Source organism: Streptomyces mayteni, from assembly GCF_054783955.1.
The window spans coordinates 36,026-57,674 of the sequence record NZ_BAAGPR010000044.1; the positions used below are offsets into that span (position 1 = coordinate 36,026).

The 21,649-nt window shown below is 71.8% G+C and carries 16 protein-coding genes and 3 pseudogenes; 13 read left to right on the top strand and 6 right to left on the bottom strand.

Annotated features, from left to right (window positions below; all coding sequences use genetic code 11):
- Positions 1 to 7: 7 nt before the first annotated feature.
- Positions 8 to 1,297 (bottom strand): hypothetical protein, encoded by a 1,290-nt coding sequence (locus tag ACYVPE_RS20140; RefSeq protein WP_461035042.1) that lies wholly within the window; start codon positions 1,295 to 1,297, stop codon positions 8 to 10.
- A 264-nt stretch (positions 1,298 to 1,561) separates the two neighbouring features.
- Here ACYVPE_RS20140 and ACYVPE_RS20145 point away from each other — a divergent pair, with 264 nt between their 5' ends.
- Positions 1,562 to 2,947, top strand: coding sequence for an FAD-binding oxidoreductase (locus ACYVPE_RS20145; RefSeq protein ID WP_461035043.1), 1,386 nt, complete (start codon positions 1,562 to 1,564; stop codon positions 2,945 to 2,947).
- 18 nt (positions 2,948 to 2,965) lie between these two features.
- On the opposite strand, the gene ACYVPE_RS20150 is transcribed toward ACYVPE_RS20145, so the two are convergent.
- On the bottom strand, positions 2,966 to 3,517 hold the full coding sequence (locus ACYVPE_RS20150) for an RNA polymerase sigma factor (protein WP_461035044.1): 552 nt from the start codon (positions 3,515 to 3,517) through the stop codon (positions 2,966 to 2,968).
- 46 nt (positions 3,518 to 3,563) lie between these two features.
- On the opposite strand from ACYVPE_RS20150, the gene ACYVPE_RS20155 reads away from it, so the two are divergent.
- From ACYVPE_RS20155 to ACYVPE_RS20180, 6 genes and pseudogenes are all read left to right on the top strand, one after another.
- Positions 3,564 to 4,985 (top strand): serine/threonine-protein kinase, encoded by a 1,422-nt coding sequence (locus ACYVPE_RS20155; protein WP_461035045.1) that lies wholly within the window; start codon positions 3,564 to 3,566, stop codon positions 4,983 to 4,985.
- Between the two features lie 97 nt (positions 4,986 to 5,082).
- Positions 5,083 to 5,952 carry a DUF4232 domain-containing protein gene (locus tag ACYVPE_RS20160; RefSeq protein ID WP_461035046.1) on the top strand — a complete coding sequence of 290 codons (870 nt, stop codon included), beginning with the start codon at positions 5,083 to 5,085 and terminating at the stop codon, positions 5,950 to 5,952.
- A gap of 187 nt (positions 5,953 to 6,139) precedes the next feature.
- Positions 6,140 to 7,069, top strand: a complete 930-nt coding sequence (locus ACYVPE_RS20165; protein ID WP_461035047.1) for an alpha/beta fold hydrolase — start codon at positions 6,140 to 6,142, stop codon at positions 7,067 to 7,069.
- 361 nt (positions 7,070 to 7,430) lie between these two features.
- Positions 7,431 to 8,879 carry an amidohydrolase family protein gene (locus ACYVPE_RS20170; protein ID WP_461035048.1) on the top strand — a complete coding sequence of 483 codons (1,449 nt, stop codon included), beginning with the start codon at positions 7,431 to 7,433 and terminating at the stop codon, positions 8,877 to 8,879.
- A gap of 240 nt (positions 8,880 to 9,119) precedes the next feature.
- Positions 9,120 to 9,386 (top strand): annotated as a pseudogene (locus ACYVPE_RS20175) (SDR family NAD(P)-dependent oxidoreductase); the annotation flags it as partial.
- A 451-nt stretch (positions 9,387 to 9,837) separates the two neighbouring features.
- Positions 9,838 to 10,752 (top strand): annotated as a pseudogene (locus tag ACYVPE_RS20180) (ISAs1 family transposase); the annotation flags it as partial.
- A 373-nt stretch (positions 10,753 to 11,125) separates the two neighbouring features.
- Here the strand turns inward: ACYVPE_RS20180 and ACYVPE_RS20185 are convergent.
- Positions 11,126 to 11,707: a TetR/AcrR family transcriptional regulator gene (locus tag ACYVPE_RS20185; protein WP_461035049.1), complete on the bottom strand. Its 582-nt coding sequence runs from the start codon at positions 11,705 to 11,707 to the stop codon at positions 11,126 to 11,128.
- Between the two features lie 50 nt (positions 11,708 to 11,757).
- On the opposite strand from ACYVPE_RS20185, the gene ACYVPE_RS20190 reads away from it, so the two are divergent.
- The 3 genes and pseudogenes from ACYVPE_RS20190 to ACYVPE_RS20200 all read left to right on the top strand — a co-directional run bounded on the left by ACYVPE_RS20190 (position 11,758) and on the right by ACYVPE_RS20200 (position 13,649).
- On the top strand, positions 11,758 to 12,714 hold the full coding sequence (locus tag ACYVPE_RS20190) for a quinone oxidoreductase family protein (protein WP_461035058.1): 957 nt from the start codon (positions 11,758 to 11,760) through the stop codon (positions 12,712 to 12,714).
- Between the two features lie 247 nt (positions 12,715 to 12,961).
- A pseudogene (locus ACYVPE_RS20195) lies at positions 12,962 to 13,105 on the top strand (transposase); the annotation flags it as partial.
- Between the two features lie 256 nt (positions 13,106 to 13,361).
- Complete coding sequence (locus tag ACYVPE_RS20200; RefSeq protein WP_461035050.1) at positions 13,362 to 13,649, top strand: hypothetical protein; 288 nt, start codon at positions 13,362 to 13,364, stop codon at positions 13,647 to 13,649.
- A gap of 72 nt (positions 13,650 to 13,721) precedes the next feature.
- Here the strand turns inward: ACYVPE_RS20200 and ACYVPE_RS20205 are convergent, their stop codons facing one another.
- Positions 13,722 to 14,660, bottom strand: a complete 939-nt coding sequence (locus tag ACYVPE_RS20205) for an NmrA family NAD(P)-binding protein (RefSeq protein WP_461035051.1) — start codon at positions 14,658 to 14,660, stop codon at positions 13,722 to 13,724.
- Positions 14,661 to 14,805: 145 nt separating this feature from the next.
- Positions 14,806 to 15,696 carry a pirin family protein gene (locus ACYVPE_RS20210; RefSeq protein WP_461035052.1) on the bottom strand — a complete coding sequence of 297 codons (891 nt, stop codon included), beginning with the start codon at positions 15,694 to 15,696 and terminating at the stop codon, positions 14,806 to 14,808.
- A gap of 86 nt (positions 15,697 to 15,782) precedes the next feature.
- Here ACYVPE_RS20210 and ACYVPE_RS20215 point away from each other — a divergent pair, with 86 nt between their 5' ends.
- On the top strand, positions 15,783 to 16,130 hold the full coding sequence (locus ACYVPE_RS20215; protein WP_461035053.1) for a winged helix-turn-helix transcriptional regulator: 348 nt from the start codon (positions 15,783 to 15,785) through the stop codon (positions 16,128 to 16,130).
- A gap of 344 nt (positions 16,131 to 16,474) precedes the next feature.
- Here ACYVPE_RS20215 and ACYVPE_RS20220 read toward each other — a convergent pair whose 3' ends face one another.
- On the bottom strand, positions 16,475 to 19,930 hold the full coding sequence (locus tag ACYVPE_RS20220; protein ID WP_461035054.1) for a CHAT domain-containing protein: 3,456 nt from the start codon (positions 19,928 to 19,930) through the stop codon (positions 16,475 to 16,477).
- 57 nt (positions 19,931 to 19,987) lie between these two features.
- Here ACYVPE_RS20220 and ACYVPE_RS20225 point away from each other — a divergent pair, with 57 nt between their 5' ends.
- Entirely contained in the window at positions 19,988 to 20,389 is a 402-nt protein-coding gene (locus ACYVPE_RS20225; protein ID WP_461035055.1) for a hypothetical protein, read from the top strand.
- 2 nt (positions 20,390 to 20,391) lie between these two features.
- The gene (locus ACYVPE_RS20230) at positions 20,392 to 21,333 is read left to right on the top strand and encodes a hypothetical protein (protein WP_461035056.1); all 942 of its coding nucleotides are present in this window, start codon (positions 20,392 to 20,394) and stop codon (positions 21,331 to 21,333) included.
- The last annotated feature ends 316 nt before the right edge of the window (positions 21,334 to 21,649 follow it).

A 21,649-nucleotide genomic window follows, 5' to 3' on the forward strand; every position in this document is an offset into this window, starting at 1 on the left:
CCGGGTGTCAGGGGAGATGGAGGGTTCTGACGGGCCCGCGCCGGGCGCCGGGCGAGGCCACGGCCGGGCCCCCGCCGGCACGGTCCCCCGCCTCGTCGAGCTCGTCGGCACCCGCGCGGTGCGGCGCGCCGGCACGGTCGCCGCCCTCCGCCTCCTCGCTCTCGGCGACAGGCGGGCGGGGCAGCAGGATGGCGGTGGCGCCGCCGTCCAGGCCGAGTTCCTCGGCCTCCGCGCGCTCGTTCTCCTCGTCGTCCAGTTCGGCGAAGTCACGGCCCGGGGCGGCCCCCGCGCCGGGCGGCGCCGGCGGCAGCGCCGGCGGGATGGCGGACAGCACCCGGGGGATGGCCCGGCCGAGCGCGCCGCCCTCTGCGACCAGGGGCGATCCGACGACGGCGATCTGACCGAGTCGGTCGGCGAGCAGCGTGCGCACGTAGCCGCGCCCGGGGCCGAGGACGAGGAGCCGGAGGTCGGGCAGCTCGTGGGGCGGCGCGGTGAGGTCGGGGGGCAGCGGGTCGGGCAGTTCGGCGCAGACGAGCACCGGCGGCAGCCCGGCCTGGACCGGCAGCCGGGCGGCGAGCCGGTGGGCGTCACGGATCAGTGGCCCGGCGAACCCCCGGTGCACGCCCTCCGCGACCACCACCTGGCCCCTGGGCAGCCGCACCGTGAGCTGGGCGGCCACGGCCTGGTGCAGGGCCGCGCCTGAGCGGCGGTCGCCCCACACGCACACCATCGGCGGCCCGGCGTTCAGGTCGAGGAACGCGCAGCGGCCGGCGACCTCACCGACCGCGACCAGCACCGGAGGGACCTGGTCGGGCACCGGCACCACCGGCGGCAGGGCGGCCCTGGCCACGCTCCAGTGGTCGAGTTCGTCATCCTCGTCGACCCGCCACGGCACGCGCTCCGGCAGTTCGTCGTCCAGCCCGGCGAGCAGCACGGTGACGCTTTCGGCGTCCACCAGCACCGCGTACGGCCGGCCGCCGCCGGCCGCCGCGGCCTCCCGCGCGGCGGCCAGGGCCCGTTCGGCGTCCCGCCAGGTGGCGGGCTCCCGCAGGGCGCGCACCAGGGTACGCAGCGAACGGCGGTGCCGCAGCCAGGCGCGGGCGGGGGCGGCGAACGCGTGGGCGGTGACCGCGACTTCGCGGCACAGCCGGCGCCACGCGGCGCCCCAGCCGCCGAGGCGCATGGCGGCGGCCCGGATGATCAGGAAGATCACCAGCAGGATCGCGAGGATGCCAAGCACCCGGAAGATCGTGTCCCGGTGGGTGGTGAGGAAATCGAGGGGGTCGGTGGTCCTCATGTGACGGGCAACTCCGAACGGAGGGCGGCCAGGACGTGGTGCGCACGGCACGCGGCACGCGACGGCGCACTCCCAGGACCGGGCTGGTCGCACAAGCCGTCGGCAGGTCAGCACGTCGTGGGGCCAGCCCACACCCTGCCCCTGGGGCACACTCAACTCGGTCCGAACGTGGCCCGGATCACTCGGCGCGGGGTGTCGCGACGGTCCCCGCCAGCGCCCTCGCCCGCCCAGAACTTTTCGGCGGTGGGGTCCGTCTCACCCACCATGAACGCAACGAAGCCGGTTGACGAGCTGCACTGTCGTCTCGCGGAACGGCTGGGCGCCGACCGCGTCTTCCGCCCTGCCGACCGCGGGTACGTCGGCGCGGTGGGGCTCTGGAACGGCGCGGTGACCACCAGGCCCGCCCTGGTCGTGTCGCCGCGCACCGGCGCCGAGGTCGCGGCGGCGGTCACCGCGGCCCGGGAAGCCGGCGTCCGCCTGTCGGTGCGCGGCGGCGGCCATGACTGGGCCGGCCGGGCGCTGGTCGACGGCGGGTTGGTGATCGACCTCGGCGCGATGCGCCAGGTGCGGATCGAACGGAACACGGCCGTCATCGGCGGCGGAAGCCAGGCCCGGGACGTCGTGGCGGCCGCCACTCCGCACGGCCTGAACGTCGCCACCGGGACCGCCGGCGTCGTGGGCATGGCCGGACTCTCCCTCGGCGGCGGCTACGGTCCGCTGCTCGGCACGGCCGGCCTGGCGGCCGACAACCTGCTCGGCGCCGAGGTCGTGCTCGCCGACGGCCGGCTCGTCTCGACCGACGACGACCCCGAGTTGTTGTGGGCGCTGCGCGGCGGCGGCGGGAACTTCGGCGTGGTGACGTCGATGCGGGTGCGCCTCCACCCCGACCGCGGTCTCGTCGGCGGCATGGTCCTGTTCCCCTGGGAGGAGGCGGCGAGCGTGCTGGCCCGGCACGCGGAGCTCACCGCCGACGCGCCCGAGGGCCTGACCCTCCTGCTGGAGCTGACCGTCGTCCCCGAGGTCGGGCCGTGTCTCCTCGCGGTGCCCGTCTGGTCGGGTGAGCCAGGGCAGGCCGACGCCGTGATCGACCGCGTGACCCGGCTCGGGACGCCGCTGACCAGCAGCGTGGGCCGGACGTCCCAGCAAGAACTGCTCGCGGGATTCGACCGGAGCGTTCCGCACGGGATGCACTGGGACCTGGGCACCCGTACCGTCGCCGAACCGACGCCCGACATCGCGGAGATCCTGATCCGCGCGGCCGAGGCGCGTCCCGGTCCCGGGGCGGGAATCGGCCTGCGCCCGTTCCACGGTGCCGCCACCCGGGTCGGCGCCGACGACACCGCCTTCGGCCTGCGCACCCGTCACCTGGTCGTCGAGATCTCGGCCGGCCGCGGGCCACGGGAGGACCCCGGCCCGTACCGGAGTTGGCTCGACGGCGTCGACGCCGCGCTGGCACCGCACGCGCTGCCCGGCGGCTACCCCAACTTCCTCGCGCCCGACCGGCACGAACAGATCGCGCACGCCTACGGCGGCCACGCGGCGCGCCTGGTGGCGGCCAAGGAACGCTACGACCCCGACCACGTCTTCACCGCCACCCCGCTCCCCGACCGCCGGGCGCTGGAGACCGACGGGAGGTCGCATCCCGTCTGACGGCGAGGCCGACCGGCCTCAGGAGGATCCGGACAGCAGGGGCCTGATCTCCCTGCGCGCCTTGTGCAGGCGTGACTTGAGGGTGCCGAGCGGGACGCCGACCCGCTCGGCGATCTCCGCGTAGTCCAACTGGCAGATGTCCCGGTAGACCAGGGGCGCGACCAGTTGGGGGTGCTCCCGCTCCAGGCGTTCCAGCGCGTCGAGCAGGTCGATGCGGGAGCCGGCGATGACGCTGGTCGTGCGCGGATCCACGTGGTGGGTGTCCTCGATCACGGTCGGCTGCTCGGCCGCCCGGCGCTTGAGCTCCCGGTACTTCTCCCGGGCGCAGTTCGCCACGACCACGTAGAGCCAGGTGCTGAAACGGCTGCGCCCCTCGAACGTGTCGATCTTCCTGGCGACCTTGAGGAGCGCGTCCTGCGCCGCCTCCTCCGCGTCCTCACGGCAGGGGAGGAACCTGCCGCAGCGCCTGACGACTTCCGGGCGGATGCTCTCCAACAGGGCGTTCAACGCCGCGTCGTCCCCCTGAGCTGCGCGGAGCGCGAGTTCCTCGGTGTGGCCGCCGTGCTGCACGGGGACTCCCTTCGGGGTCGCGGTTCAGGAAAGGCATGATATCGACATGCAATCCTCCGAGCGGATCGGGCGCTACCGCCTGGACCGGCGCCTGGGAGCCGGCGCCTTCGGCGTCGTCTGGCTCGCTCACGACGACGTCCTGGAGGCCCCGGTCGCCGTGAAGGTGATGGCGGAGAACTGGGCCCACCGCCTGGACATCCGCGAACGCTTCCTGTCCGAGGCACGACTGCTGCGCCGCGCCGGCTCCAGCCGGGTGGTGCAGGTCTTCGACATCGGCGAACTCCCGGACGAGAGACCGTACTTCGTGATGGAGTACGCCGACGGAGGAACCCTGGAGGACCGGCTCGCCGACGGTCCGCTGCCGGTGTCCCTCTCCCTGCGCCTCACCGCGGAGGCCGCCCGAGGGGCGGCCGCGCTCCACGTGGCGGGAATCGTGCACCGGGACATCAAGCCCTCCAACGTGCTGTTCCGTCGCTCGTCCGACGGGGCGGACGGCGGAGCGGACGGCGGGCAGGACACGGTGCTGATGGGCGACCTGGGGCTGGCCAAGAGCCTGGCCCAGGCATCCGGGTTGACCATGGCCGCGGGATCGGCCGGCTACCAGCCGCCCGAGCAGGCCGAGCCCGGCGCCGGCATCGACGCGCGGGCCGACGTGTACGGCCTGGGCGCCATCGGCTACCGCCTGATCACCGGCACGGTTCCCGGGCCGCCGGGGAAGGTGGTGCGCCCGGACGAACTGCGGCCCGGCCTGCACCCGGAGGTGCGGCGGGCGCTGCTGCGGGCCATGGAACCGGACCGGGAGCGGCGCTGGCCCACCGCGAAGGACTTCGCCGACGAGCTCGACAGGCTGGCGGAGCTGACCGCCGAGGAGCCCGCCACGCCGCCCCGCCGCCGACGCCGCCGCCCCGCCACCTGGCTCGTGGCCGCCGCCACGGCGGCCGCCGTGGCCCTCGGCGGCGTCGCCGGCTGGCTGACCTGGCAGCGGGCCGGCACCGCGCAGGGCACCCAGGTGGTGGAGGACGCCACCGGGCGGATCTCCGTCGAGGTGCCCCAGCTGTGGGCGGGACAACTGGGCGACGGCGGCTGGGACTCGGGGATCCTCGGCCTGCCGGACGGACACGCGCCCGGGCTGGTCGTCGCGGACGACCTCGCCACGTGGCCCGACCTCGGCTCTCCGGCCAGCGGCCTGTTCGTCGGCCTCAGCGAGCAGGGCGACGTCACGCCCGAGGTCGACGCCCTCAGCCACGACAGCTGCCAGTACGAGGGCAGCCGCGCCTACCGGGGAACCGACTGGCGGGGGACGGTGCGCAGGTGGAGCGACTGCCCGGCCGACACGGGCACCGTCACGGAGGTCGCGCTCGTTCCGTCGGGCGCCGGCGACCAGCCGCAGCTCTATGTGCAGCTCCGCCAGGACGGCGGGAGCGACGCGACGGACTCCGTCCTGGACTCGCTGCGCGTGGCGGACTGACCCCGGAGGGCCGTGGCGTGCCGGCGGGGGCCACGAACCAGCGTCCGCCACCGTGCATCGGAGAGGAGAGACAGCGAACCTCTCCAGGAGTACGCACATGGTGATCTTCCGCAGCGACGAGGCGGCCAGGGCCCCTCGAACTCCCCCTCCAGCGCGCCGGAGCCGCGCACACCCCGCCCGGGTGGTGGCGGCGGCCTCGGGCAGCGTGGCGCTCGGCCTCCTGCTGAGCGCCTGTGGATCCGGCGCCGGCGGCGAGCCGGAGGCGGTGCCCGGGATGGCGCGGCCGGCCGGGGACGACTCGGCGGAAGCCCCGGACGAGGCCGAAGGGAGGGAACAACCCACCGACGACGCGACATCGGACGCGCCTTCGGACGCCGACTCCGGCTCCGATGCCGACTCCGACCCGGGCTCCGGATCCGGCACCGGATCCGGCACCGGCACCGACACCGACACCGACTCGGACGGCGCCCCGGGCTCCGACACCGGCTCGGGGGACTCCGGCGGCCCGGGAGAATCCGACGGCGGCGACGGCGCCGATCCCGGCCCGTACGACCCGTGCGACGGCACCAACACCGAGACCACGGCCGGCGAGGTCGCACGTCCCGTCAACCATCTCCTCCTCACCGTCACCAACACGGCCTCGGCCCCCTGCGACCTGCTCGGCTACCCGGCGCTCCGCTTCGAGGGCGCCCAGGCGGTCCCGCCGGCCTACGAGAGCTCCCAACCGCAGGAGACCGTCACGCTGGAGCCGGGCGAGTCGGGCTACGCGGGCGTGACCCTGGCGGCCGCCGACGGCAGCGCCGGCAACCCCAGGACGGCCACCACCCTCGAGGTCTTCTTCCACGACCGCGACGGCAGCAGCGACGCCAGCGCCATCCCGCCCCTCCCCGAGGAGGGCGTCTCCTACGACGACTCGCTGACGGTCGCCTACTGGCAGCAGACCAGGGACGACGCCCTCGCCTGGTGACCCCGGCGACGCCCACGAGCGGCGCGACGTATCCGGATCCGACGCGAGTCGGCGGTGGGGGGTGTCGCCAACCCCCCTGTGAACACGGGGCACAGGGCCACGGATGGATGGGGAGAACTTTTCCAGCGTTTGCCGCATCGGAACAGAGCAACCCGATGTCGTAAGCAACTCGTTGGAGGAAAGTCCCATGGCCCGCAAGAAGTTCGGAACGGCCGCCGCGATCGCGCTCTGCACCGCCCTGGCCGGTGTGACGCTCGTCGGCTGCTCCGACTCCGACACGGACTCGGAGTCGACTCCGGAGACGGAAGCGACCAGCGGAGCCCCAGCCGGGGACGGGGAAGGGGACCGGGAGCTGCTCACCGGCACCGAGACGATCACGGTCGGGGAGTACGCGGTGAACGTCTCCTGCTCGGGCGACCTGGTCGAGGGCCGGCCGGTCGTCGTGTTGCTGCACGGCGGTGGCGATGACCTGACGACGATGGCCGACTTCCAGGAGGCGCTGAGTGCGGAAGGCCGGGTCTGCTCCTACGACCGTCTTGGCGCGGGCGGCAGTGACCAGCCGGCCGGCCCGCAGGACTTCGACGACACCAGCGAGGTGCTGGACGGCGTGCTCGCCGAGGTCGCGGGGGAGGAGGGCGCGGTGCTCGCCGGCCACTCGATGGGCGGCCTGATCGCCGCCCGCTACGCCCCCGAGCACCAGGAGCGGGTCGCCGGCGTGGTGCTGCTCGACGCCACCCCGCCCCACCAGGTCGGCGACCTCACCGAGCGGATCCCCGAGTCCGCCACCGGCCCGGCCGCCGACCTGCGCGCCCAGACCCTGGCCATCTTCGGGGGCCAGAACCCGGAGCAACTCGTCTTCACCGACGGCGAGGTCGCCCCCGCCGGCGACATCCCGGTGCGGGTCGTCCAGCACGGCGTGCGATACCTCGGCGAGGTCCCCGAGTACGGGCCCGGCCTTGAGGAGGACTGGACCGCCGGCCAGGAGCAGTGGCTCGCGCTCTCCAGCGACAGCGAGCTGAGCACCGCCGAGAACAGCGGCCACTACATCCACGTCGAGGCGCCCGACGTCGCCGCCGAGGCCGTCAACGACGTCGCCGAGCGCGCCACCGCCGGCTGACGACCAGAACCGGGCCGGCCCGGCGGTCGCCACGACTGCCGGGCCGGCACGCCCCCGGGCTGGTCGTCGCGGACGACCTCTCCGCCTGGCCGAACCTCGCAACCCGTTCACCAGGCCGGGGATCGAGAACCGGGTGCGGATCGCGCCGCTGGTCCGCGACGCGGAGTAGTGCCCCCGGCGGTGAGGAACAGCGCTCCGAGGCTCGAGGCGCCTCGGACCCGCCCGGGCGCCCATGGCCAACCGCCGTAAAATCAAAGGAGTTCGACAGAACGTGGAATCCCTGAACAGCATCACTCACGAGCCAGAGACGTCAGGCGGACGGTCGTCCGACGATGGTCCGCCAGTACGTGGGAGGACCGTGATGAGTGAGTCCACCCCCATACCGACCGGACGGCCCCTCGTGTTCCGCGGAGGCACGGTGCTGCCGATGGACCGTGCCCGCAGCGTGCTCGCCGACACCGACGTACTCGTGGTCGACGACAGGATCGCGGCGGTGGGCCAGGAACTCGCGGTTCCCGAGGGGACGGTGGAGATCGACGCCTCCGACGGCGTCGTCATGCCGGGCATGATCGACACCCACCGGCACATGTGGCAGACGGCGATGCGCGGCTACGGCGCCGACTGGACCCTGACCCAGTACTTCGTCTGGTACTACCTCGAACACGGGAAGACGTTCCGGCCCGAGGACGTCCACGCCGGGAACCTCCTCGCCGCCGTCGAGGCCCTGGACGCCGGGGTGACAACGGTCGTCGACTGGTCCCACGGGCTCCAGACCGTCGACCACGCCGACGCCGCCGTCGACGCCCTGCGATCGGTGCCCGGCCGGTTCGTCCTCGCCTACGGCAACATCCAGCAGGCTCCCGCGCAGTGGACGTCCACGCCGGAGTTCCGCGACTTCGTACGGCGCCACGGCACGGGCGACGACATGCTCGGCCTCCAGCTCGCCTTCGACGTCACCGGCGATCCGGCCTTCCCCGAGAAGCCCGCTTTCGAGATGGCACGCGAACTCGGCGTCGCCGTCACCACGCACGCGGGCGTGTGGGGAGCGACCAACGACGACGGCATTCGACTGATGCACGAGCACGGCTTCATGACGCCCGAGACGGTCTACGTGCACGGCTCCTCCCTCTCCGCCGACTCCTACCACCGGATCGCCGCGACCGGCGGCTCGGTCTCGGTGTCCACGGAGAGCGAACAGAGCGCCGGGCAGGGCTATCCGACGACCTGGGCGATCCGCTCCCACGGCATCCCCGTCTCGTTGTCGATGGACACCAGCGTGTGGTGGAGCGGTGACCTGTTCTCCGCCATGCGCACCACCCTGGGCGCCGACCGGGCGCGCGAGCACCTGGAAGCCCACGCCAAGGGCGAGACCGTCACCCACAGCGCCCTGCGCGCCGACCAGGTGGTGGAGTGGGCGACCCTGGGCGGCGCCCGGGCGCTCGGCCGCGGCCACGATCTCGGCAGCATCGAGGCCGGCAAGAAGGCCGACCTCGTCCTGCTGAAGAACGACCACTCACCGGTCTCGTTCCCGATGCTCAACCCCTACGGCCACGTCGCCTTCCAGGCCCAGCGCGGTGATGTGCACACCGTGGTCGTCAACGGCCGGGTCGTGAAGCACGAGCACCGCCTGGTCGGCATCGACTTGGCCGTGGTGCGGCGGACGGTCGAGGAGACCGTCCAGCATCTGCGATCGGCCTTGGGGGCGGAGGCGTGGGCGAAGGGTATGAACCCGGACGTCCCCCGGACGAGGGTCCTGGACAACCCATACACCTACACCGACTACCGCAGCACCTCGACGCACAGCAGCTGAGAAGGAGCCCACGGCCGAGGGGAACCGGCCACCCGGACCCGAGCCCTGTCACTCCCTCGACCAGCCGGGTTCGACACTGACGAAGCGGTACGAGGCCGGTCGCGGCCACGACGCGCCGCCCGGGTCGGGGCGGTGAGTCGAGTGGGCTGGCCCTCCGCCGGGGAGCGGCTGAGCTGGGCTGTCTCGCGCACCCATGGAACCGCCCGCTGGCACGTCTCACCAAAGGAGAAGGGGCTGTCCATGTCGCGTTCCGTCTTGGTCACCGGCGGCAACCGGGGGATCGGGCTCGCCCTCGCCCGCGCGTTCGCCAGCGCGGGGGACCGCGTCGCGGTCACTCATCGGAACGAGCGACCGCCGGCGCAACTGCTGGGCGTGCCCCGCGACGTCACGGATCCCGGCCAGGTCGATCTCGCCTTCAAGAAGGTGGAAGAGGCACATGGCCCGATCGACGTGCTCGTCGCCAATGCCGGGATCACCCGGGACCGGTTGCTCGCCGTGATGAGCGAGAGCCCGCGCGGCCAGTTCCCCGGTGGCACGGGCCGGTTCCGGCGAGCCTTCGAACGCGGTGGGGGCCCGCCCACAGAGGCGAGGGCGCCGGCCCGGGCCGTCTGTCGCCGCGCCCGTTCTCCGAGACGGCGAGGGCTGGAACGCCGCGCAATCCCGGGCTCACGGATCATCGTGGGCGGTGGCGGGTGTCCTTCGGACCGAGGCTTGTGCTGGGCAGGGCTTCGGCGTAGTCGCATGACGCCCCGGTTTGTGATGTTCTGTCAGTTTGGGGTGTCCGGGAACGTGACAGCACGGCTTCCAAGATCATGGAGTTCTCTACGCCCCGTGATCCGAGTGGAAGACCGTGTCTGCCGACGCATCATCGCTGATCCCGCCTGCCCTTGACCAGCTCCGCGAGCATCCCAAGGTCGTATCCGACGAGGTCCCGCGCCTGCTGGAGCGGCTGGCCGAGGTGCCCGACCCACGAGACCCACGCGGCGTACGGCACGCTCTGGTTGCCGTGCTCGCACTGACCGCGTGCGCGGTTCTGGCGGGCGCGAGCTCTGTGCTGGCGGTCAGCGAGTGGATCGCCGACGCCCCGCCGCACATCCTTCAACGCCTCGGCGTACGCCTCGACCCACTGTTCCCAAAGCGGTTCCTGCCTGCGGAATCGACGGTCCGGCGGCTGCTGGCTCGCATCGACGGCGACGCGCTGGACCGGGCGGTCGGACGCTGGCTCGCTGACCGACGCCCGAAAGCGACCGGGCTGCGCGGCCTCGCAGTGGACGGCAAAAGCCTGCGCGGCGCGGCCAGAGCGAAGGGGCGGAAGATCCACCTGCTCGCCGCACTGGAGCACGCCACCGGCCTGGTCCTGGCCCAGCTGGACGTCGGCGAGAAGACGAACGAGATCACCTGCTTCCAGCCGCTGCTGGACACCGTCGCCGACCTGGCAGGAACCGTCGTCACCAGCGACGCAATGCACACCCAGCGCGAGCACGCCGACTACCTCCTCGGCCGGGGTGCCCACTACATCGTGATCGTCAAGAGCAACCAGAAGAAGCTGCGCCGACAGCTCAAGTCCCTTCCCTGGAAGGACGTCCCGCCGCAGGGACGCACCCGGGGCATCGGCCACGGTCGCTCGGAGATCCGCCGGATCAAAGTCGCCACCGTGAACAACCTCGTCTTCCCCGGAGCCCGCCAGGCTGTCCAGATCAAGCGCCGGCGCACCGACCTCAAGGCTGGCAAGACCACCGTCAAGACGGTCTGCGCCGTCACCAGCCTGACCGCCGAGCAGGCCACCGCGGCCCGGCTCGCCGAACTAGTCCGCGACCACTGGAAGATCGAGGCCCTGCATCATGTCCGCGACACCACCTTCGCCGAAGACACCTCCCAGCTGCGGACCGGCAATGCACCCCGCGCGATGGCCACCTGGCGCAACCTCGCCATCGGAGCCCTCCGTACGGCCGGAGTGAAGAACATCGCGGCCGGCCTCCGCCGCAACGCCCGCGACCCTCGCCGCCCCCTCACACTCCTCGGCCTTCAATAATCACGAACCGGACGTAATGCGGCTACGTCAAAGCCCTGCCCTCGCCGTTCCAGGGTCTTCTCGGAACTCTCGCAACTCGTCATGTTCGAGGATCGCGAGGCAGACCTGTGCGGTGCGGGCGGCGGCCCCGATCCGGTCGTCCGCTGACGGGTGGGCCACCCACCGGACGAATGCTTCCGCTGTGCATGCGGTCCAACTGCCGGTGATCGTGCGTTCACAACAGCAGGTGGTCGAGGCAGAGGTTCAGCCCGGCCTCCAGATGTTCCGCAGAGCCGGTAGAGAGCAGGACGGTGACACCGCCTTGGACCGTGGCGATCACGGCCGCTGCCGTGCGGTCGGCGTCGAGGGCTGGGTTGGCTTCGCCGGTCGCTTGCGTGGCCTCGATACCGGCTCGGACGCACTCCTGCCACCGTCGCACCAGTTGCGCCGTGACGGCCTGCGCGGCCGGGCTGTACCGGCCTACGTCAGCGATCAGCACCCCGAGCGGGCAGTGCAGCCCCTGATCGCGGTAGCGCTCGACAATGAGGTCGCGCCACGCCTCCCAGGCCGCGCGCGAGGTGAGTTCGCTCAGGTACGGCTGCTGGTCGTCGAAAACGCGCTCGGCTTCTAGTTCGGCGACTGCGAGCAGAAGCTGTTCCCGGCCTTCCGGGAAGTAATGGAACATTTGCCCCTTGCCGGTGCCGCTGCGCCGGCCCACGTCGTCAAGTGTGATGGCGTTCGTGCCGCGTTCCCGGATCTCGGCTGCGGCGGCTTCGACGATACGCAGGCGGGTCGCGGCGCCTTTCCTCGTGGTCACCGCCCAGAGTGTACTTGCAGGTACATTTTCTGGTGCCTACCTTCGGCCGCATGAAAGCGATAGTTGTCAGCGAAGCAGGGGGACCGGAGGTGCTGCGGCTGCACGAGCGGCCGGCACCTCGTCCGGGCCGGGGAGAAGTTTTGGTGGACATGCGCGTGGCGGGTGTGAACTTCTTCGACACCGCCATCCGCAGACAGGCCTTGGCCGAGGTGCCGGGCGCGGAAGGCGTCGGCGTGGTGGTGGAGACGGGTGAGGGCGTGCACGGGTTCGCCCTTGGTGATCGTGTCGCGTGGTTGACGATCAACAGCCACGGCAGCTACGCCGAGCAGATCGTGCTCTCCGCGGACGGTGCCGTCCCGGTGCCCGACGCCGTCGACGACGAGGCGGCCGCAGCCGTGCTCTTGCAGGGGCTGACCGCGCACCACTTCGCCACCGTGTCCCACCCGGTGCGACCGGGGGACGTCGCGCTCGTGCACGCCGCCGCCGGCGGGGTCGGGATGATGCTCACTCAGATCATCAAGGCCCGCGGCGGCGCCGTGATCGGCCTGGTGTCGCGGCCGGAGAAGGCCAAGTACGCCACCGACGCGGGGGCCGACCACGTCCTGGTCTCCGCCGGTGACGCGTTCGTCGAGCCGGTGCGCGAGCTGACCGGCGGCGAGGGAGTGCACGTGGTGTTCGACGGGGCGGGCGCGACCACGTTCGCCGCATCGCTCCAAGTACTGCGCACGCACGGCACGATGGTGTTCTACGGGCCGCTGATCGGTGACGTGCCGACCATCGCGATGAACGACATCCCCCGCAGCACCCGCCTCACCTACCCCGTGACCGAGGACCATATCCGCACCCCCGAACAACTCAAGGCGCGCACAGCCGAACTGTTCGCACTCGTCGAGCAGGGCGAGCTGGTCGTCCGGATCGGCGGCCGCTACCCACTGGCGGAGGCGGCGAGGGCCCACGCGGACATCGAATCGCGTACGACCACCGGGAAACTGCTGTTGATCCCGTGACCGGTCACCGGTGGTGCAGCCTGGTGGGCGGTCGGCGACGCACGGTACAAGTTCTGGACCGCATGGGCCACAATGGACTCCGGGCCGCCGCGTGCCCGGCATAGCTCGGGAAAAGTCCAGCCGAAAACCTGTGCTGGAGTGCCAGGGCGCGCATCACGTCGTGATCAATCCGCGAGATCTGCCTTCGCGGCAGGCTCCAGACCGGTGGACGTTCCTGGTGACGTGAGTATGACCGACGGATTCGTACCGGGAGTTGATCAAGCCGTACCTGCCGGTCGGTGAGTACGGCCCGTACCCCGAGCGGCTGCGGCAACAGTTCGAGGGCGTGATCCGGCGGTTCAGGACGGGCGGACAGTGGCGGGAGATGCCGGCGCAGTTCGGCGCCTGGTCGAAGGGAGCCCCGCTGTCCTCACTCCTCGACCTCAAGGGCGCCGGCCAGGGCGACCGTACGTATCTGAGGTCCTGGCAACAGACCTATACCGACAAGCCCCGCAAGCTGCGCAGTCGCCGAAAGCGCCCACGAGCCGCAGAGAGCTGACTTCCGGGCGGCCGGCCCGACATTCGATCCCCCGCTCGCGATCCACGACCACCAGACGTACGGCACCGCCTACCGGGCCGAGCTGCCCCAGTACGTCACCGCCCCGGCCATGGCCGCCGACCCGGTCATCCGCCAGCGCCTCGACCTGCCCGACACCTGGTGGAACAGCCTGCGCACCGACCTGGACACGGTTGCCGCCAACCCCACGCAGCGGGTCGCGGTCCGGAAGAAGTGGATCGCCCGCGCCGTCCCGGCCGTCACTGGCTGTCCCGCCCCGCACGTCACCGAGTGGTCCACCACCCACGGCGACCTGCACGAACTCCTTTGGTCCGTGAGCCGGGGAGACCACCGGGAGCTGGAGAGCCCATTGCGAGATCTGGTGGCGGCCGTGGTGTGACGGCCGATGACGCTTTCCTGCGTGCGCACGCGCGTCCTTTCTCGTCTGCTGGACGGTGCCGGGCGGTGGATCTCAGACAGGGGTCGGCCACTCGCCTCGGTGCCGAGCCGCCTGGGACGCCGCGAAGTGGGCCGCACCCCGGCGCGCCAGATAGGCAGCCACCGAGGTTGGTATCACGTCCGGGTAGTCCGCGTTGCGCACGTCGCGCAACGAGGCCGTTCCGTCGAACATCGCGACCTGGGCTTGCAGCGCTGCGTACTCGACCACGCTGGACGCCGTGAACTGCCGACGCGCGATCTCCGCGCGCAGGTCGTCGAGGGTGCCCCTGCGCACCAGTTCCCACCTGCGCCCGGACGCCGCCTCGATCTCGTTCCGCAGTTCGAGCATGGACAGCTTTTGGCCGACCACGTGCACCTCGCGGCCCGCGGTCTTCGGGTCGAGCGCGATCGCGGCCGTGAACGCGGCGGTGTCCGCAATCGTGGTGATGTCGATCGGGCGCATGCCGTCGCCCCATACGGAGAACGTGCCCGCGACGGGGTCGAGCACCTCGTGGGCCGGGCCGAGAAAGAACTCCGGGAACGCGCCGCTTGCCACCGATGTGCGCGCGACGGTCGAGGTCGCGAACGCGTCCGCGAATACTCGGCGCAGGTCGGACAGCACGTTGATGCCGTAGCCGTATCCGAAGAGGTTGATCGAGAAGTCGGACGGAATCATCCGGTGTACGCCAGCCCGCTCCGCGGCGCGCAGCAGCTCCCGCTGTCCGTCGATGATCACCTCCGGCCCACCTTGGACTGCGGACACCACGACCTCGGCACCGTCGACGTGCCGCCGCAGAGCGTCGGAACCGTCTGCCAGGTCGCCGACGCACAGTGTCAGATTCGGGTGTGCCGCCAGCTTGTCCGTTGAGGACTTACGGACCAGCGCGCGTACGTCCGCGCCGCGCTCCAGAAGGTTCTTCACGATCAGGCTGCCGAGGCTACCGGTCGCGCCCGCCACCAGTACTGTCGTCATTACGGTTACTCCTTGTTCGATCTGCTTGTGGACGGCCGGCCGCCCGGTGCGGCGTCGCGAGATCCGGGCGGCCGGTCCTCGGGTTCTCTCCAAAGGGCGATGAAGGTGTTCCGGATGCCTGCCCGGCGGCGGTGTGCGCGGTCGATCAAGCCCCGGCGGTGAAGCGCGTGTGTCGGGGGACGCTGCCGAACCTGCCGGAATGGAAGTCGCGGTAGGCCTGGACGATCTCGGCCTGGCTGTTCATCACGAACGGACCGTGGGCGACGACGGTCTCCCCGATGGGCCGGCCGGAGAACAACATCACCTTTGTCCGTTCGTCGGCGTCGCGGGCGGCCAGGGCCAGCGTGGTCGGGTCACCCCGCCGGGACACGGGATCGGACCAGGCGATCTCTCCCGCGCGTACGGTTCGCCCGGCGACCGTCAGGCAGCCCGCGATCACGTACACGAAAGAGCGTTCGCTCCCGTCGAGTACCTGCCGGTACTCGGCTCTCGGGTCGAGCGTGATCACCATGCCCAGAATCGGCCAGTGATTGACCGCCGGCCCGCGCACTGCCCCGGCCTCGCCCGAGATCACCTGGACCAGGACACCCGGCTCGGTGTGCACGGCCTGGCTACCAGCCCGAAGGTCCTGGTAGCCGGTGGGCACCGACTTCTTGTGCGACGGAAGGTTGAGCCACATCTGGATCACATGGGCGTGCTCCGCGCGGGCAGCGACTTCGCGGTGGATGACGCCCCGTCCGGCCGTCATCCACTGCACGTCTCCGGGCCCCAGGACACCGGCGTTGCCCATACTGTCGCCGTGCTCCAGGGCTCCGTCCAGTACGAGGGTCACGGTCTCCATCCCGCGGTGCGGATGCCACTCGAACCCCGGCTGATTGACCTGTTCCTCTCCCATGAGCAGGAAAGGGTCGGTCCAGGCGTCGTCGCCCGGCGGAATGATCAGCGCACTCCGGTCGGACATGGGAGTCGGACCGATGTCCACCCTGGCGACGACCCGGTTCACCCGGCGGTCCGTCGGCGCGGTTCGTGCGGTCATCGTGCCCTCCCTCTCGTCGGTCTGGAAAGCATCCATCCCGGCTGCCCGCATCGACAAAGAGCACCGAAGTTACTTACTTTGGAGAAGTGACTAGATCCCCTGACTCCCCTGTCGACGAGGAGAGCTGCCACCGCATCCTGCGCGCGCTCGACATCATCGGGGTCCGCTGGACCGGACCGATCCTGCTCGCCGGGGCCCGGGGCGCCCGCCGGTTCAAGGAGTACCGCGCTCTGGTCCCGGGCATCTCGGATCCGCAGCTGACACTGCGACTCAAGCAGTTGCAGAGCCGTGGGCTCATCGCACGCACAGTCGTCCCCAGCACGCCGGTCCAGATCACGTACGCCCTCACTCCCGACGCCGAAGAGCTGATCTCCGCCCTGCGGCCGTTGTCACACTGGAGCGAACGAAATCTCCCTACGCGAAGCGAGGCGTGACGCGGAACAACTCCCTGCCTGAACCGTGATCGGGCCGGTGTGTCCGGCGGCAGGCATGGGATGAGGGGGGTGGGTGGAGGCGACCTTGATCACAACCGGTGGAAGCAATTGATCTTGTCGTAGTCCCGGTGGGTCGTTCCTTGATCGGAGAGCACCACCGTGAGCACCATCGCCAACACATGTGCCGCGCGGGGGCGTTCGCGTCCGAAGGCCCGCGAGCACGATGATCTGCTGACTGCTCGCTCCTCGGACCAGTTGGCACGCCTTGCGCCTGATCCGCGCCCCGGCCTCGTCTTCAGCAGCGTGAGTGGTGCGGCGGGAGGCGTCGGGGGAGCCGGTCACTGTCATGCGCCGCTGTGGAGATAGGCGGCCCACAGGAGAGGCGTGCTTCTACGGTCCCAGCCCCGAGGCAGGTCGTGTCCGTCGCGGAGTCGCCGCACCGCCTGGTGGAGCGCCGCAGCGGCTCTGCTCGGTTCGACTCGCCCGTCGCCGGTCCTCATGGCGAGGTAGCAGTTCTCCGCCGCGCGTACCGGGAGTTCGTCGGTGATCTCCCACAGGGTGCCGATGACGTGCGGGAAGCCGGCGAGTTGGAAGGCGGAGGTGAGGTGGATGGACTCGTCGGACAGGGCGCTGTTCTCCGCGATGGCGCTGTGGCAGGCGGACAGGTAGGCGAGCTGGGCGTCGTCGAGTCCCGTCGAGGAGAGGTCCTCCACGGTCAGCGGGGCGGCGTCCTCGTGGAGCAGCAGGCGGCTCGCGGACGGATCCACGTCGTTGACGGCGTGGCAGGCGAAGTGGGCGATCCGGCAGGCGCGGAGCTGGCGCAGCACGTTGTCCCGGGTCGGGAGGGACCGGGTGGGCTCGGCGCCGTCTCGGACGTCGGCCGTCGGGGAGTGGAGGACGACGGCCGCGGGGAGGTGGCGGCGTACCGTCTCGGCCTCGACGCCGGCGTGGGGGAGCGCCTGCTGGCCTGGTGTTGTGGGCATGGCGACGATAACGGCTCGGTGCTCCTCCTCGTCGGCGGGCAAGGGACGCCGGTCTCGTTCCCGCGCGTAGCGCAGCGCGCGGACGGTGGGGGAGTAGGAGGAGACGACGCGGTCCATCACCGAGCGTCCGGCGGCCGGATCACTGGCGTGGTGGCCGGCGGCGTGCAGCGGCAGGGCGGCGAGCGGGCCCACCGGTACCCACCACACCCTGGGCGGCACTCCCGTCGGCGGGGCGGGCGCGCCGAGGCCGAGTTCGTCGAGGACGGGCTCGGCCACCGCGTCCCACAGCCACTCGAGGATCCGGGCCGCGGCCGTCTGCGCGGCCTCTCGACGCGCCTTCTGCCTTCGGCCGCTGGCCGTGTGGGCGTTCACGGCCGTGCGGAACGCGGCGACGTGCTCGTTCACCCTGTCGAGTCGCAGCAGCGGAAGCGGCACGGCCGAAACCCCGCGGGCGGTGAGGAGCAGCGCGTCGCCCCGGTAGCGGCTGACGTTGAGCACGACGATCGGCCCATGCGCCGCCTCGGCCAGCAGCTCCTCGGTCTCGGGCGGGAGGCCGAACGTCGCGAAGCCGTCCCGGGTGCGGATCTCCTCCAGGACCGTGGTGAGTTCGTCGGCGAGCCGGTGCCGTGCCCGTGTCGGACCGGTGCCCGCCGACGCTTGGAGGGGACCGCCGTGCTGTGACTGGTCGAGGTGGTCTCGCGCGGCGACGAATCTCGCCGCCAGGTCGGGATGGCGTGCGCGGAGGTCGGTGAGGTCGCTGCGGGTGTCCATGCTCTGGCCGTGGAGCACGGCTCGGCCGGATTCCAGGAGCCTCAGCGCGCGCACGGCGCGCTCGCCGGCCGTGCCGTCGGGGGAGGAGAGGGCCAGCGAGGCGGCGTCGGCGGCGAGTCCGGAGAAGGTGGCGAGCGCGTGCTGCTGGTCCCCACGGCTCAACCGCCGGGGCGTCACCTCCGGCAACAGGCGCACCGCCGCTTCCGCGATGTCCGCGGCGCGTGTCGGGTCGATCGGAGCGAGGAGCTCGTAGGCCGCGCGCGCCGAGAAGATCCGCCGGGTCCTGGAGGCATGGGGCGAGCTGGCCGACGCGGCGAACGCGGCGATCGCCGCGTCGAGGTCGGCGGGCCCGCCCGTGACCTCGTGGCGAGCTCGGTGCGCCACGCCGAGGTTGAACAGGAGCACCGCCGCCTCGGGATGGTCCTCGGGGAGGGCGGCTGCGGCCTCCCGGTGCCACCGGACAGCATCGTCCAGATCGCCGCGATCGCCGGTCGCCTTGAACCGCTCGAGGCGCGCCTCTCCGAGCCCGGCCAGGGCGACGCAACGCTCCGCACCGTGCCCGGGGATGCCACGCACCGCCTCCTGGAGGAGCGCGATGGCCTGCTCCACGTCGGAGAGGCGACCCTGCGACTGGAAGCGCGCCACCAGGGCAGCGCCGAGCCAGACGCTCGCGAGGGCCCTGCCCGGGTCCTCGGAGGGCAGCACCTCGCGACTCGCCGACAGGTGGGTGATCGCCTTCGCCAGATCCGCGCGGACGCCGGCCCGTTCGTGGCGCAGCCAGAGCGCGATGCCGTAGTTCGTCCAGACGAGGGAGACCATCGCGTGGTGGGACCGTCTGACCTTGGCCGCCTCGAAGCAGGCGATCGCCGCGTCGAGGTCCTTCGACTCGCCCTGCTGGTAGAAGCGTGTGAACAGGGTCGCTCCCAACGTTCCGAGGATCAGGCTCAGGTCCTCTTCGGCGTGGTCGCCCGCCATCACGGCCGCGCGTGCCGTCTCCAACGACTCGACCGCCTCGTCGAGGTCGGCGCGCGCACCGAGGAACTCGAACCGCTCGCGGAGCAGCCCGCCGAGGTTGGCCAGCAGCAGCGCGCGATCCGGATGATCGTGGGGAAGGCACCCGAGCGTGGCGCGCGACAGCCCGATGGCCGCTTCGAGTTCGGCACGGTCCCTGGTCAACGTCGCCCGCTGCGCCCGTGCCCCCGCCAGCAGGACGGCCGCCGACAACCGGATGGCCTCCTCGGGGCTGCTCCGTGCCGCCTCCAGACAGGTGATCGCCCTGGTCAGATCCTCTCGGGAGTCGCCGCTGGCGAACCTGTCGAGCAGGGCACGCCCTTTCTCCAGCGACAGGGCCGTCAGCAGCAGGTCCGCGCCCCCGCGTTCTCGTTCCTCGGCCTCTGATGGCAGGACACTCCGTGCCGCTTCGGCACCTGCCAACGCGGCGTCCAGGAATTCGGGATCGCCCGTCGCCGCGTACCGTGCGTGCAGGACGTGGGCGTGGAAGAAGAGCCGCCGCGCGCGGTCGGGGTGCGAGGGCGGGGTGTGGCGGACGATGCGCCGCCACAGCGCCACGTCCTCCGCATCGGCCACCGCGCCGTCCCGGATCGCGCGCGACCGGCGGAAGGCGTCGGCGTACGCGGCGTCGGCCAGGTCGGGGAGCCACGCCTCGGGGATGTCGGAGACGCCCGCCAGGAACAGGGGCTTCAGGGCCAGCATGGCCGCCCGGCGTTCCGCGTCCCGCCGGTCCTCGGGCAGCGCCTGATGGCGGGCGAGATGGAACCGTCCCAACACCAGGCGGGCGTCCGGGCCTTCGTCATGTTTCAGGAGCCGGTGCAACGCTCGGGCCTCGTTGAGGGCCCTGCGCTGGAGGACCGCCTTGTCCACCGCCAGTCGTGCCGTGAGGCGGTCGCTCAGCTTTCGGCGTCGCCGGGCCATCGAGCGGAGCAGCCGTCGCTCGACTCGCAGGAGCGGCGGCAGAAACACGCTGTCGATGACGCGGATCGCCCAGGAAGGCAACTGCCGTGGCTCGGACTTCCGTTGAGCGACCACACCGGTCATGCTAGCCATTCGTCGACGAAGTACGGGGAAGAGAACGGGGTGGGCGGCGTGAGCACCGAGGAACGGGGGCGGTCAGCGGATCTCCTCGCCTCCGTGTGCGCGCACGCGGACGAGATCCGGACGGACCTCCTCTCCAGCCCCGGCCACAGCGCCGCGCCGTTGGACGACGCGCTGGCCGCCATGGCCGCGGGCGGCGATCCGTCAGGTCCACTGGAAGTTCTGCACGCCGTGCTCCAGGCGTCCGGCGACGCGCTCGGCCTGCTCGGCTACACCGACCACGACGCCACGACCCGCGGCATCCACCCCACCGGCATCAGTGAATCCGAACTCGTCGAGACCGTGTACCTGTGCCCGGCCGGCCGCTGCACGCGTTACTGGTTCCCCACCGCCACGGCCCCGGTTCCCCACTGCCGCCTCGATGGCGCGCCGCTGCGCGGAGATCGCCTGTAACCATGGAAACCCTGCTGTCCGAACTCGGGAGCAAGCTCGCCGAGAAGTGGCTGTCGCTCCTCGTCCTGCCAGGGGTGCTCTATCTGGCCGTCTCTGTGGCCGCTCGGGAGCTGGGGCACTCGCACCCGTTCGACGTGGCACGCCTCAGCGAGCGGATCAGTGAGTTCGCCGCGCACCCGACCACGGAGACCGTCGGCGGTCAGGTCGTCGTCCTCGCCGCCGTCCTGGCCGCAGGGGCCGCGGCCGGTATCGCCGCACGCGCGCTCGGCTCGTTCGTCGAACGGCTCTGGCTGGCCGCCGAATGGCGCTCCTGGCCGCGCCCTCTCCGTGCCCTGGCCGAACGGCGCGTCAGGGAGCGGCAGCGCCGCTGGTCCGGCGCCCACGAAACCTGGCGACGACTCCGCACGGAAGCCGCACGCGCCAGGGCGCTCGGGCAGCGCCTCCCGGCGGCCGAGCGGCACGCCGCACGGCGAGCCATGGAACGCGTCGCACCCGAGTACCCCGACCGTCCCACGTGGAGCGGAGACCGAGTCCACGCGGCCGCCGTCCGCGTCGCCCGCGATCAGCGGCTCGACCTGGCCACCGCATGGCCACACCTCTGGCTCCTCCTCCCCGACGACAGCCGCGGCCAGCTCACCACCGCCCGACAGGACCTCGGCCGCGCCACCGCCCTCGCCGCGTGGGCCCTCCTCTACCTGCCCATCGCCACCTGGTGGTGGCCGGCCGCGCTCATCAGCATCGGACTCGCCAGCACCGCCTGGTGGCGAACCCACACGGCCGCGAGCGACTACGCCGCTCTCCTGGAGGCCGCCGTCCGCCTGTACACCATCGACCTGGCCCAGCGACTCGGCCTCGACGTCACCGGCCGGCTCACCACCGAGCAGCGCCTCGAACTCAACCGGCTCCTACAGACCGCGCCAGAACCCTCGGAAGAAGAACGCTGAGTGCGCAGCGGCTCTGACAATCCCGAGAACATCACGCCCCCAAGGGCGTTGCACCTCGCACAGCGCCGAGGTGCTTCGGCTCCTGTAGTCCGCCGCGCCCCGGCCTGCCGGCGAGGGAACTCGCCCGAGAGAGGCATGATGCGCTGATCACGTCCTTCCGCAGCCGGTGGGCGGACCGCGGGAGTTGGCGCGGAAGAGCTCGCTGTGCTCGTCGGGGGCGACCGCGACGAGCGGTGATGACAGGAGATGGAGAGCATGACGACTCAGCGTGGCGAGATCGACACGTCCGTGCCGCACTCGGCCCGTATCTGGAACT

What these genes read in the sequence shown, in the direction of transcription:
- ACYVPE_RS20140 (WP_461035042.1), bottom strand. Translation starts at nt 1,297, where the DNA reads ATGAGGACCACCGACCCCCTCGATTTCCTCACCACCCACCGGGACACG.
- ACYVPE_RS20145 (WP_461035043.1), top strand. Translation starts at nt 1,562, where the DNA reads ATGAACGCAACGAAGCCGGTTGACGAGCTGCACTGTCGTCTCGCGGAA.
- ACYVPE_RS20155 (WP_461035045.1), top strand. Translation starts at nt 3,564, where the DNA reads ATGCAATCCTCCGAGCGGATCGGGCGCTACCGCCTGGACCGGCGCCTG.
- ACYVPE_RS20160 (WP_461035046.1), top strand. Translation starts at nt 5,083, where the DNA reads ATGGTGATCTTCCGCAGCGACGAGGCGGCCAGGGCCCCTCGAACTCCC.
- ACYVPE_RS20165 (WP_461035047.1), top strand. Translation starts at nt 6,140, where the DNA reads ATGGCCCGCAAGAAGTTCGGAACGGCCGCCGCGATCGCGCTCTGCACC.
- ACYVPE_RS20170 (WP_461035048.1), top strand. Translation starts at nt 7,431, where the DNA reads ATGAGTGAGTCCACCCCCATACCGACCGGACGGCCCCTCGTGTTCCGC.
- ACYVPE_RS20190 (WP_461035058.1), top strand. Translation starts at nt 11,758, where the DNA reads ATGAAAGCGATAGTTGTCAGCGAAGCAGGGGGACCGGAGGTGCTGCGG.
- ACYVPE_RS20200 (WP_461035050.1), top strand. Translation starts at nt 13,362, where the DNA reads ATGGCCGCCGACCCGGTCATCCGCCAGCGCCTCGACCTGCCCGACACC.
- ACYVPE_RS20205 (WP_461035051.1), bottom strand. Translation starts at nt 14,660, where the DNA reads ATGACGACAGTACTGGTGGCGGGCGCGACCGGTAGCCTCGGCAGCCTG.
- ACYVPE_RS20210 (WP_461035052.1), bottom strand. Translation starts at nt 15,696, where the DNA reads ATGACCGCACGAACCGCGCCGACGGACCGCCGGGTGAACCGGGTCGTC.
- ACYVPE_RS20230 (WP_461035056.1), top strand. Translation starts at nt 20,392, where the DNA reads ATGGAAACCCTGCTGTCCGAACTCGGGAGCAAGCTCGCCGAGAAGTGG.